The 12,999-nt window shown below is 41.0% G+C and carries 11 protein-coding genes; 9 read left to right on the top strand and 2 right to left on the bottom strand.

The features are described from left to right. The first annotated feature begins 26 nt into the window (after positions 1–26). The 3 genes from HEQ19_09580 (at position 27) to HEQ19_09590 (ending at position 3,231) form a co-directional block, all read left to right on the top strand. A complete protein-coding gene (locus tag HEQ19_09580) occupies positions 27–473 on the top strand; it encodes a DUF3598 family protein (protein WYL99735.1) in 447 nt (148 codons plus the stop codon). Positions 474–880: 407 nt separating this feature from the next. Next, positions 881–2,269, top strand: coding sequence for a histidine--tRNA ligase (gene hisS, locus HEQ19_09585; GenBank protein WYL99736.1), 1,389 nt, complete (start codon positions 881–883; stop codon positions 2,267–2,269). Between the two features lie 512 nt (positions 2,270–2,781). Next, a complete protein-coding gene (locus tag HEQ19_09590; GenBank protein WYL99737.1) occupies positions 2,782–3,231 on the top strand; it encodes an Hsp20/alpha crystallin family protein in 450 nt (149 codons plus the stop codon). Positions 3,232–3,312: 81 nt separating this feature from the next. On the opposite strand, the gene HEQ19_09595 is transcribed toward HEQ19_09590, so the two are convergent. After that, the gene (locus HEQ19_09595) at positions 3,313–4,152 is read right to left on the bottom strand and encodes a uroporphyrinogen-III synthase (GenBank protein ID WYL99738.1); all 840 of its coding nucleotides are present in this window, start codon (positions 4,150–4,152) and stop codon (positions 3,313–3,315) included. Positions 4,153–4,327: 175 nt separating this feature from the next. Between HEQ19_09595 and HEQ19_09600 the strand changes: the two genes are divergently transcribed. The 4 genes from HEQ19_09600 (at position 4,328) to HEQ19_09615 (ending at position 8,372) form a co-directional block, all read left to right on the top strand. After that, entirely contained in the window at positions 4,328–5,443 is a 1,116-nt protein-coding gene (locus tag HEQ19_09600) for an ABC transporter permease (GenBank protein WYL99739.1), read from the top strand. 112 nt (positions 5,444–5,555) lie between these two features. Further along, positions 5,556–6,197, top strand: a complete 642-nt coding sequence (locus HEQ19_09605) for an IS607 family transposase (protein ID WYL99740.1) — start codon at positions 5,556–5,558, stop codon at positions 6,195–6,197. Position 6,198: 1 nt separating this feature from the next. Then, complete coding sequence (locus tag HEQ19_09610) at positions 6,199–7,689, top strand: hypothetical protein (protein ID WYL99741.1); 1,491 nt, start codon at positions 6,199–6,201, stop codon at positions 7,687–7,689. Positions 7,690–8,048: 359 nt separating this feature from the next. Then, on the top strand, positions 8,049–8,372 hold the full coding sequence (locus tag HEQ19_09615) for a multidrug efflux SMR transporter (GenBank protein WYL99742.1): 324 nt from the start codon (positions 8,049–8,051) through the stop codon (positions 8,370–8,372). A gap of 86 nt (positions 8,373–8,458) precedes the next feature. Here HEQ19_09615 and HEQ19_09620 read toward each other — a convergent pair whose 3' ends face one another. After that, complete coding sequence (locus tag HEQ19_09620; protein WYL99743.1) at positions 8,459–10,399, bottom strand: FAD-dependent oxidoreductase; 1,941 nt, start codon at positions 10,397–10,399, stop codon at positions 8,459–8,461. Positions 10,400–11,173: 774 nt separating this feature from the next. Here HEQ19_09620 and HEQ19_09625 point away from each other — a divergent pair. After that, positions 11,174–12,184, top strand: coding sequence for an ABC transporter ATP-binding protein (locus tag HEQ19_09625; protein WYL99744.1), 1,011 nt, complete (start codon positions 11,174–11,176; stop codon positions 12,182–12,184). Beyond that, positions 12,185–12,997: an ABC transporter permease gene (locus tag HEQ19_09630; GenBank protein ID WYL99745.1), complete on the top strand. Its 813-nt coding sequence runs from the start codon at positions 12,185–12,187 to the stop codon at positions 12,995–12,997. It abuts the gene before it with no gap. Positions 12,998–12,999 lie beyond the last annotated feature (2 nt).

Here is a 12,999-nt window from a genome sequence, read left to right on the forward strand (position 1 = left end):
AAAACATTATCCCCAGGAGTTGTCTTATGTCTACCATCCGAGAAGAAATGCCTGTATTAGCCCGTCACGAAGGAGATTGGGTAGGGACATATATTGTAGTTGATACCGCAGGTAAAATTATTGATAATTATGAGTCGCATTTAACCTGTCAGTTTCCAGAAAATGAAACTTATTCCTATTACCAAATCAATCGCTATAAGTGGGCTGATGGTAAACAAGAAGAACATCAATTTCCTGGACAATATTGTGATAAGGCACTCTGGTTTGATACCGAACGCATTAAAGGCAAAGCCTGGGAAGTAGACAATTCCACCGTGATTTTGTGGTTTGCTTATAAAACAGTCCCAGACATTAATTTATATGAAATGATCATAATTAGTCCTGACAATAATCATCGCGCCCGCACTTGGCACTGGTTTAAGAACCATGAAATTTACCAACGCACTCTCATCAAAGAAGAACGATTACGTTAGTTAACGCAGTTGGTAAGCGCACGGCAATACTCATTGGTGTGAACTTAAACTAAAAGCCTTGTCAATACTGCTCGGTTAAGGAAAATCGTAGGTTGGGTTGAGGCTCTGCGTACTCCTTCGGAGAACCCGCAGGGTAACCCAACAAAGCCCCCCAAATGTTGGGTTAGCCTACGGCTAGCAAGCTACGTTCCTCAACCCAACCTACGCTCTTTAAGGTTTTTGGGCTTAACCGAGCAGTATTGAAAGCCTTGTAAAATCTCGTTTCCAGGTGGAACCTGGAAATGCATTCAGAGCGGCTCTGCCGTTTTTCGTGGAGGTGGAAGCCCACTTTGACTGGGAACGAGGCAATCTCTCAAAGCTTCAATTCTAATATAAAATATAAATTCTACAATTTATGGGATAAAAACATGGCAAAAGGTGACAAAATAAATTTTTCTACTCCTAGCGGGTTTCCCGAATTTCTCCCCAGTGAAAAACGCCTAGAATTATATTTACTCGACACCATCCGTAGAGTTTTTGAAAGTTATGGATTTACACCTATCGAAACTCCCGCCGTTGAACGGTTAGAAGTATTACAAGCTAAAGGCAATCAAGGCGACAATATTATTTATGGTATTGACCCGATTTTGCCCCCAAATCGCCAAGCAGAGAGGGATAAAGCCGGGGAAACAGGTTCAGAAGCCAGAGCGTTAAAATTTGACCAAACAGTTCCCCTAGCCGCGTATATTGCCCGTCATTTAAATGAATTAACCTTTCCCTTTGCCCGTTATCAAATGGATATGGTGTTTCGTGGTGAACGAGCAAAAGATGGACGTTTTCGCCAATTTCGTCAGTGCGATATCGATGTAGTCGCTCGGACTCACCTCAGCTTGCTTTATGATGCTCAGATGCCGGCAATTATCACTGAGATATTTGAGGCGGTGAATATTGGGGATTTCTTAATTCGCATCAATAATCGTAAAGTTCTCACAGGTTTCTTTAAGTCAGTGGGCATTGCTGAAACTAAAATTAAAACCTGTATTGGGATTATTGATACTTTAGAGAAAGTAGGAGAAGCTAAAGTTAAAGAGCATTTAGAAAAAGAAGATATTATAGCAGAACATACTCAAAAAATTATTGATTTTATTAAAATTGATGGTTCGGTTGACGAGGTATTAGATAAACTCAAACACCTTGCCGAAAATTTGCCAGATTCTGAGCAATTTACCCTCGGCGTCAGCGAATTGGAAACGGTAATTATAGGCGTTCGTAATCTGGGAGTTGCTGACAATCGTTTTTGTATTGATTTATCAATTGCTCGTGGTCTAGATTATTATACGGGTACTGTTTACGAAACAACTTTATTAGGACATGAAGCTTTAGGCAGTATTTGCTCTGGTGGTAGATATGAGGAATTAGTCGGGACATTTTTAGGCGAAAAATTGCCGGGGGTAGGAATTTCTATCGGCTTAACTCGCTTAATTAGTCGGTTGTTAAAAGCTGGTATTCTCAATACCTTAGCCGCCACACCTGCACAGGTAATGGTGGTGAATATACAAGATGATTTGATGCCGGTTTATTTAAATGTGTCACAAAATCTGCGGAAGGCGGGAATTAATGTTATAACTAATTTTGATAAACGTCCATTAGGTAAACAGTTCCAGTTGGCTGATAAACAAGGAATTCAATTTTGTGTAATTATTGGTTCTGAGGAAGCTGCAGCCCAAAAGTCATCGCTCAAAGATTTAAAATCAGGTGAGCAAGTAGAAGTGGTTTTGGCTGATTTGGCACAGGAAATTAAACGAAGATTGTTGTAAATCCTCAATTTATTAGGGTGTAAGGTATTACTTGAATTTTTGGATAGTATTAATGTTTAAATACACATCCTCGTAGGGGCGCAAGACCTTGCGCCCCTACCACCTGGTCTATTTACAGGAAGGTGCTGTAACTAACCGCAGAGGCGCAGAGGACACAGAGACAATTAACTCAAAAGTCTAGATTCTACTCTTGGATAACGCTTCTCTACGTTCGCGTTGGCGAAGCGCAACGAAGAATGAAAAATTACACCTGGCTGAACTTTTAAAACAACTTCTGACGATGGCTATATATTATTATATATTTTCAAGACTATTGTTGTCGAGTTGACCGAACCAAAAACATTACAGTTTACCGTACTAATATCGAATGGATATTTAGGTTCGGTAATCATCATTAATGAAGTGATAAAAACCGACTTTACGCCACTTTAATTTCCCAATACTATAAGAACAACGCAAGGATTTAATCCTGCATTGATTAGTTGAAAAAACTCATTATACGAGGTAAAAATATGGCACTATTACGTTTGAACACATGGCAAGACTTCGGCACCTTACAAAATCAACTTAATCGCCTACTTGACGGAGATATATTACCATCTGTCTTTGTTGAAGGAGGCTTAAGCAAAGTTCCTGCGGCTGAATTACACGAAACATCAGATGCTGTTCATCTGAAACTAGAACTCCCAGGAATTGAAGCTAAAGACCTAGATGTACAAGTTACCGAAAAGTCTGTATCCATCAGTGGTGAGCGGAAATCGGAAACTACAACTGAAGAAAAAGGTGTGTTTAAGAGCGAATTTCACTATGGTAAATTCCAGCGTGTAATTCCTTTACCTGCTCGGATTGATAATACCAAAGTCAGTGCAGAATATAAAGATGGTATCTTGAATCTAACACTGCCTAAAGCTGAAGCCGAAAAGCACAAAGTTGTGAAAATTAATCTCACGTCAAACGATTAATAAGCGATTACAGCACCTTCCTGTAAATAGATCCGCGTAGGGGCGCAAGGCTTTGCGCCCTTACCTTGGTCTGTGGTTATTCTATTTTCGCATCCTACTGGCGATCGCCTCTGCAAATCCCGCAAATGAACTATAGTCATTTGATAAGATAGAAACATTGACACCCAATTTCTGGGCATTGGCAGCGGTATAAGGGCCAAAACAAGCAATGATAGAATGCTCATAATCTCTTGGCGAGTTGACCATTGTCAAAAAGCTTTCTACTTCTGCGGTGCTACTAAAGGCAATTACATCTATCATGCCTTGACGAATCAAGTTTAATTCCACCGTGTAGATATTTTTGTCTAAACCCTGAGTAGCATAAGTGGGTACGCGAGTTACTTGCATACCCAATTTTTGCAAATCAGCCATAAAATTTGGTACAACATTAGGCTCCGGTATATTTATAACTTGGGGAGTCGGTATAAGTATTTTTTTAGCATAAATATCGGTAAATTTAGCCAGTTCAGCGACAATTCCGACTGGGCTAGATTCTCCGGGAATCAAATCAACTCTGCCACAAAAAGATAATAAAAGTTCGGAATCTTTTCCTATGGCGCACAGTTGACAATTTTGTAAGGCAGATGTGGGAATACCCAATACATTCAAGCGGTGAAAAAATGCTGTGATACCGTTTCTGCTGGTGAAGGCAATCCAGTCAAATTCATCTATCTGGGTGAGGGCATTATCTAACTCAGTATAGTTTGACAACAAACAGGTTTCAATAGTTGGCATCAGCAGCGGTAGACCGCCTTTTTTAATTATTTGCTCAGACAACCTACCAGCATAGTTTCTCGGTGCTGTCACAAGGATTCTTTTGCCATATAGAGGTAGTTCGGTAGATGGAATTAGCAGATTGCTTTCTTTGGAGTTGCTATGCATTGATGTATGATTGCAGCAATGCTCACAATTTTACATCCAGTACCCAGTCAGTTTTTTTCCTTGGGGGGAAGTTCAGTTCACCGCTGATCGCCAATCTCTTGGATTAGTTGCTAAAATTGCCACAACTGCCTCAAACTCCTTACTCCTTACTTCTCACTCCTAACTTCTAACTATTATGAATTGGTGGCAACGACTCAAGAAAAATCCTTTGGCGCGATTTGGGGCTATTTTGCTGTTAGTTTTCTATTTGGCGGTAATTGCTGCTGATTTCGTCGCCCCTTATGACCCTTATGCGTCACAGCCCAATGGTTCACTGCTACCACCAACTCAAATCTACTGGGATTCACCAGAAGGGAAGTTTATCGGTCCGCATGTTTATCCGACGACCCAGGGAGACACAAATTTAGAGACAGGCGATCGCCAACTTATTGTAGACTTAAAAAAGCCCTCGCCTCTACGTCTGTTTGTATCTGGCCCCGAATACCGACTTTTGGAGCTAAGTTTACCCCTACCGCCAAAGTGGGACGAAGTTACCATCTTCCCCGGTATCCCCTTAAATTGGCATTTGTTTGGCACAACCGGCGAGGCAAAATTCAACATCTTGGGTACTGATGACCAAGGTCGCGACCAATTCAGCCGCTTGGTGCATGGGGGTCGCATCAGCATGTTTATCGGCATTTTTGGCGTGATCATTACCTACCCACTCGGTCTGCTGATGGGTGGCATTTCTGGCTATTTCGGCGGTTTGACTGATAGCATAATTATGCGCGTGGCAGAAGTGCTAATGACTTTCCCCAGTATTTATCTTTTGGTTTCCTTGGGTGCAGTTTTGCCTGCAGGGTTAACCAGTACCCAACGCTTTTTGCTCATTGTCGTCATTACTTCGGTAATCAGTTGGGCGGGTTTAGCACGGGTAATTCGCGGACAAGTGCTATCTATTAAAGAGCGAGAATTTGTCCAAGCCGCACGGGCAATGGGTGGTAAACCAATTTACATCATTATCCGTCATATTTTGCCGCAAACAGCTACTTATGTCATTATTACCGCTACTTTGTCGATTCCCAGCTTTATTGGCTCAGAAGCAGTGCTAAGTCTCATCGGCTTGGGAATTCAACAACCAGATCCCTCCTGGGGCAATATGCTTTCTCTGGCCAGCAATGCTTCTATTATAGTGCTACAACCTTGGCTAATTTGTCCGCCAGCGGTGCTAATTATCCTCACAGTCCTAGCTTTCAATTTACTCGGTGATGGCTTAAGAGATGCTCTCGACCCCCGCAGTTTACGACGATAGCCAAGGGTCAAGGGTCAAGGGGTCGTATCTGAATAAAAATATCTGGGTATATCTTGGCAAATCTTCGGGAATACCCATATAATAGAATGTATACTATATCAGAAACAACGATATGGAGGACATTCAATCAGTGACCATCAGCATTGGAGATGCTGCCAAAGAATTAGGAGTTTCAGTAGACACAATTAGGCGGTGGGCTGACCAAGAAAAAATTCGATATGAACGCGCTCCCAGTGGACATAGACGCTTCTATCTAGCAGACATCAAACGAATTACACCACGAGACTTGAAACAATTAGATGACCGTATAACAATTAATTACGCAAGAGTTTCAAGTCATGACCAGAAGAATGATTTAACAAGACAAATCCAAGTCCTAGAAGCTTTCAGTGGTTCTAATGGTTGGCAGTTTGAAACCATTCAAGATTTGGGAAGTGGTTTGAACTACAACAAGAAAGGATTGAAAAAGTTACTGACTCGAATACTCAAGGGCGATGTAGGCAGGTTAGTATTAACTCACAAAGACAGATTGTTACGATTCGGTGCGGAGTTAGTCTTTGCAATCTGCGAGGATATGGAAACCGAAGTTGTGATTATCAACAAGTCTACAGAAGAATTGAGTTTTGAACAGGAATTAGTCCAAGACATGATTGAGTTAGTAACCGTGTTTAGTGCGCGTCTTTATGGCTCTAGAAGTCATAAAAACAAAAAGTTGATTGATGGAATATCGAATGTAATTGATGAGGTGAAATGATATGGCAACTCTCACGTATGTTAAAGGATTACCGACACCAGCAGAAGAATTGAATAGTTTAGGACTCACTGAGTTTGAGATGTTCTTGACTGCTTATAGTCCGGTATTCCATAAAGCAGCGTGTGAGACAGCTAATCAAATTTTGACAAACAAGAACTTCAATAAATCCAGTTGGAATACTTATTTACAAACAACTTACGGCATATCAAAACGTCATGCCAATGGTGTAATCAGCCATGCTCAAGGTGCATTTGACGCATCTAAGGAACATCGTAAACGCCACATTAAAACATTAGAAGGTACGCTGAAGTCTATCAATTTTTGGATTACCAAATCAGAGAAAAAGTTAGCTGATTCGTTAAAATTTTACAAGAAGAACAATTGGGAACAATCGAAAACTGGCTGTAAGTTTCCCATGAGCATTGACATTTATTCACATCAAACTAATTGGCAAAGTTTACATTTTGCGCTCCACCAGAAAAAGCGTCTGGTTCATTATTTACAAAAACAAATTGAACATTTAAAGACTGCACCAATTCATACAGTTATTCCTAAAAACCAAGCATTTGTAGTTGGTTCTAAAGATGAATCATTTGGCAATCAGGTATGCCAATGGGATGGTGATATGCTTAAATTTCGTGTACCAGCTTGCCTGGAAAGTCGGTTTGGCAAGTACGTTCAAACCAAGCTAGGCAACTTTGATCGCAACATTAATAGGTTGCCTAAAGATGGTTCCAAGACCTGGCATTTTTACCGCAAGGATGGCAAATGGAATGCAGCAGTACAATTTACTCCAGCACAAGTAAAGCGTGTCTCTCGCCATTCTGCTTATGGTTGTATTGGAATTGATATGAATCCTGGCTCAATCGGTTGGGCATATGTTGATGGAGATGGCAACCTCAAAGCTCATGGTCAAATTTCACTCCAGATGGGATTGCCGTCAGGTAAACAAGATGCTCAAATTGTCGATGCTTGCTTGCAATTAGCAACTTTGGCAGACACATTCGCTTGTCCCGTTGTCTGTGAAGAATTAGACTTTTCAGCTAAAAAAGAACAACTCAGAGAACGTGGAAAGAAATATGCCCGGATGCTTTCTGGTTGGGCATATAGTCGATTCTATAAACTACTAGAGAGCATTTTGAGTAACCGAGGAATTTACCTAATAAAGGTAAATCCTGCTTATACCAGCGTCATAGCATTGGTCAAATACGCACGCCAATACGGATTAGCCAGTGATGAAGCAGCAGCTATGGCGATTGCCCGACGTGGTATGCGTTTAAAAGAAAAAATGCATGACTCCATAACCGCCTATCTCTCCGTGAAGGATGGAAAGCACGTATGGAGTCAGTGGAATCAACTGAATAAAACTCTTAAGTCTCGTACTGATATCAAGAGTCGCCACTCTTTTTACAGTATCTCTAACTGGGGACTAGTGGTCAAGGAACCTGAGTTACGGAGCAATGGAACCAAGCCGAAAGGCGCTTCTAGTTGAGCGAACTTATACCGTGGAGTTGGACTTGCCCATATTTTCGGATTTATGCCTAGATATGCGTAGGTTTTTAGAAGCGGTCAAAAGTAGTTACAATTGACCAATGACAACCCTAGCTGTTGTTCGTCATCTGGCTGATATGGTCTAACAGTAAGTTTTGCGACTTTCATCTAAATATGATTCCCAAGGCTGAAAAACGTTATACGACGCCTTGATTTTAACTATACATTTTAGATTCTCAAAACTACCTCAATTTGTCAAGCCCTGAAATGACGCAAAATCGTGAACAATAATTACCAATTCGTAATTCGTAATTGGTAATTAAGCCGTCTCTACAGCATAACCAACAATTTAGAATTTATATGTCAATCAGTTGGCTTTACCTTTATGCAGCAATACTCTTTGAGGTTTCAGGTATAACTTGCATGAAATTGTCGCAAGGTTTTACTAAAATAGTCCCTTCAATTTTAATGTTTGTATTCTATGGGCTTTGTTTTACTTGTTTGACACTTTGTCTCAAAAGAATTGAAGTCAGTGTAGCCTATTCTGTCTGGGCTGGATTGGGAACTACTCTGATTGCGATCATTGGTATTATCTGGTTTCAGGAATCTATCAATTTGACCAAATTCATATCCATTGCCTTAATAATTATGGGGGTAATTGGCTTAAATTTAGTTAAATCTTAGATTGTTAATTGCTGGTCGAAACCGGATTAGTCCAAACTCCAGTAAATAAACAAAACCCCTAAACGCAGGTGCTTAGGGGTTAGGGTTTAAATCTGTAACAAGCCCTCTGGATTCACGGATAAGAGCGATCGCCTCTGTAAACCCTCGCGTTGTATGATTTCATTAGCAGCTAACAAGCCACTACTAACGGCTCGTTCCATTAATCCACAAGGAAAGGGCATTTTGACCCAATCGCCGGCAAAAATTAAGTTAGGAATATTGGTGCTAGTTTCTGGACGCTCTGCATAACTATTGGGTGGGTATCCCGAAAAGTTATGTTGATTCACCAATTCTCGATGCAACACTTTTGCTTGTTTTAACTCCGGGACGATTTCATATAATTCCTGTTCAAATGTAGTTAACAAAGTTTCTTGGGTGGGAAATTGTTTTTCTTTGTAACAGTAAGCGTGTAATTCTACCACACTACCACCAGTACGTTTCGCCCAATCAATGAATTGTTCTTGAATGCGGTGATACAGGGTGATGCTATCAGTTAGTTCGTAACCAGACAAAGATGTAAAATTACTTTGTTCCCAAGGAAAATCCCGGTCAAACCAGAAACGACATACAGCAAATGGATCGGCGATGCTCAACTTTTCTACTTGCGATCGCACTTTTAGATTTACATTCCCTGTCACTCGTTTAAATAGTTGTTGCACTCCTGGTACATCGGTTGCGAAAACATAATAATCGGCTGTGATTGTTTCTGGTGATGACAATTCTTGATTTACCGCTACTAGCTGCAATTCTTCATCTTGACGCTGCACTACTTGATACTTGGATAAATCTCGTTGTGCTGGACCTTTTAAAACTTTACCATCAGCCGCAAAAACCGCTCCATGACAAGGACAATGAAATTTACCATCATCTGCCTTTTGGACTGTACAACCTTGATGAGTACAGGTTAAAGAAATTGCTTCTTTACTCCCACTTGGTACAGCAAATACTTCATCAGCTGCGCCAAAATATTCTATCTGTCCATCAGCAACAACTGAGTTACGCTTCACCCAAAAAGGTACATTGTTATTATTACTCCCAATCACATATTTGAGCGAATTAATCTTACCTTGGAATGTCGGAATTTCACTCACATTTATCCCAGTGATAATTTTGCCACCCTGGCGTTGAATTGCTCTAGCGATTGGTTGGATTAAACTGGTTCCCATATCGTCTATAGTGCCATTAAAAGCTAGTCCTTCGGGATTACCAAAAAAATAAAAATGGAAGAACTGCATAAGTTCTCCCACACTCATCATATCTGGTGCATTCAAGCTTGATTTGGCAAAGGGCAGAAAATACAAGTCGTATAAACCCCGAGGAAATTCTTCTGCTACCCAATCAGCTACAGAAATACTATCGAACCGCCGATAATTTTTTTCTCTCTCAAAACCAGTAATCGCCTGGAATACTTGCAAATGTTTTAATTTAACCAGATTAATTCCCCATTGCCAACGGTTGGGAGAAGCGATCGCCAAATCTATAATATTCCAAGGAAATGACGAACTACTAGGACGAAATACCTCTGGTTGATATTTGGCGTTACGGTAAACAACAGCATAGGAGTGCAATGAGCGAAAATTATCTGTTATCCCCAATTCTGTAACTAAGCCATTTAAATTATAGTACTGAGGGAAAAAACCATGAAAACCATGCTCCATCATGAAGGTTTCACCAGCAGCTTCAATTTGCCAACTGGCAATTTTACCACCGAGTTGCGGTGACTTTTCTAAAAGTGTCACGACAAACCCCCGCTGACTCAATTCATAAGCACAAGCTAAACCCGCTAATCCACCTCCAATTACAGCAACACTTTTATTTTGATTCAGCATCCGTGGTAAGCTTAGGGTATCTTGCAGGAAGACCGTTGGCTGTGGTTTACTGAACCGAGAGTATCCTGTTACGCCAGTAATACCGCCAATGCCGAACCACTTGAGTAGTGTGCGACGGGAAATGGTAGACGATTCCGGCAAATCTGATAATTGACTCATTTGTTACAGAATTAGCTGATCACGATGAATTACACGGATGAAATCAGGGCTGTATCTTGCCCTTTTTGGGAGGATTTTTCCCATCACAGTGTTAATCCTCAACAGATTTATTTTGGTGGAATAGAAAAAATTGTCAATACCTGTATGTAACTTTTTCTAAAACTACACACTCCACTTTAGGGACTTCCAATTAAAAAAATCTCCAAAAAGCAAGGAACGTCAGTGACGCTGGAATCCCCCGGATTTATCCGTGGGGAGTGTCAAAATGAGAAGATTATGTGAAAAGAATCTAATATACCAATGACAAATGACAAATAACGACCCTCTCCTGTCCCAGACGCTACGCGAAAGCCATTAAGTTTTATTTGCCCCAACAGACTTAGTTCATTTATTATTATTATAATTGGATATCAAATTGTGTATCATACTCAACATCATCAAAATATAACTACTCACAATAGCTATACTTAAAGTAGTAAAAGCAGGAACATTAAATGCTTTAACTAAAGCTTTAATCAGAATGACTGCGCCAAAACTGAAAATTAAACTAGCTACAAAAGCCATGAAATTTTTATTCAAAACAACTTCCTAATTTTTGGCTATGCAAATTTAATTTATTAATAGGTTATTTAGTCGTTTAAATACCGTAAAGCCTGTTACGATCAAAGCTATTTACAGGTTTATCTAGATTGGTTTAATATTTGTTAACGGTTGATGCTTGCATTCAAAACAGGGTGATCTAAGATTGTTTGGTACCTTATCGCCAGAAGACGGATGATTGAAGTTGAGCATCTGAGTAAAACATACGGTTCTACCCCAGCGATTACTGATGTGACTTTTAGCGTCGAACCAGGGGAGATTTTAGGGTTTTTGGGACCCAATGGCGCTGGTAAAACTACAACCATGCGGATTTTGGCTGGTTATTTACCCGCAACTAATGGGACTGCGAAGATCGCAGGGTTTGATGTCCATGAAAACTCTTTGGCTGTGCGCCAGCGAATTGGCTATTTACCGGAAACGCCGCCGTTGTATCCTGAGATGACGGTGGAGGGATTTTTGCATTTTGTCGCCCGAATTAAGGGAATCTCAGCAGGCGATCGCACTTTGAAGGTGAAAGCAGCGATAGAACGTTGCAATTTAGAAGAAAAATCTCAGGTGATTATCCGCAAGCTGTCTAAAGGATATCGTCAACGGGTGGGAATTGCTCAGGCGATCGTTCATGACCCACCAGCAATTATTTTAGATGAACCCACCGTCGGACTTGACCCCCGTCAAATCATCGAAGTCCGAAATTTAATCAAAAGCCTTGCGGGAACCCACACCGTTATTCTTTCTACCCACATTTTACCAGAAGTGAGCATGACCTGCAGCCGCGTCGCCATCATCAATCGCGGTAAAGTCGTCGCTACGAATACACCAGAAAATCTCATGACACAGTTGACAGGTGGCGCTGGTTATGAGTTGGAAATTGAGGGAGAAGCTTCCTTAGCAAAACAGGTACTACAAAATTTAGCGGGTGTGAGTCTGGTAGAATCAATTCCTGCAGTGGGAATGCATTATCATCTCCCCGTGCGAGACAACCGCGCTTACCTGCGGGTGATATCCCAACCGGGAACAGAACCGGGAAAGGATATTGTCACAGCATTGGTGCGTTCTGGATTTGGTTTACATGAAATGCGACGTGTCAACGCCACCCTGGAAGATGTGTTTTTGCAATTGACTACAGAAGAAAAAAATATCGAGTCTCAAGAAGACTCCGTAGCCCAAGAAGGAGAAGCAGCGTAGATGGATATAGTACTCAGTAATATTATTGCCATTTATCGCCGAGAATTACAGAGTTATTTTGTCTCGCCTTTAGCTTATGCGATCGCTGGCGTGTTTTGGTTTTTGGCTGGGTTGTTCTTAGTGATGATTTTGCTAGCACCAGAAGGCATTTTGGACACCATCGCGGCCTTAGATTTACAAGGACAGCAAATGGGAGTAGCAGTACCACCAATAGATGTTCCCTACGAATTTATCCGAGCATTTTTGGACAGAATGGGGTGGCTATTGTTATTCATCCTCCCCATTCTGTCGATGGGACTGTATGCTGAAGAACGCAAACGCGGTACATTGGAACTCTTAGCGACATCCCCCGTCACTAACTGGGCGGTAGCTGTAGGTAAACTATTAGGGGTGATAACTTTTTTTACAACACTGGTTGTACCATTACTAGGATTTGAGGCGATCGTCATTAGTAGTTCCAATCCACCAATGTCACCCACAATCCTCTTACTGGGTCATTTAGGATTAATCTTACTAGCAGCCGCAATTTTATCTATAGGAATGTTTATTTCCTCTTTAACAGACAGCACCATCCTCTCGGCTGTCCTCAGCTTCGGAGTCATTTTATTGCTATTATTCATTGATTTCATTGCCAAAACTATCCCCGGACCGATAGGAGAAGCCTTGGGTTATATCTCCTTACTCAAACATTTCAACACCCTAATTCAAGGCATTTTTGATACCAACGCCTTGCTTTTATTTGCCAGTTACATTTTTTTAGGCATCTTTCTCACATCCCAATCAATTGACACACTGCGCTTTCAAAGACAGTAGTT

Source organism: Gloeotrichia echinulata CP02, assembly GCA_038087035.1.
Classification (GTDB): domain Bacteria; phylum Cyanobacteriota; class Cyanobacteriia; order Cyanobacteriales; family Nostocaceae; genus Gloeotrichia; species Gloeotrichia echinulata.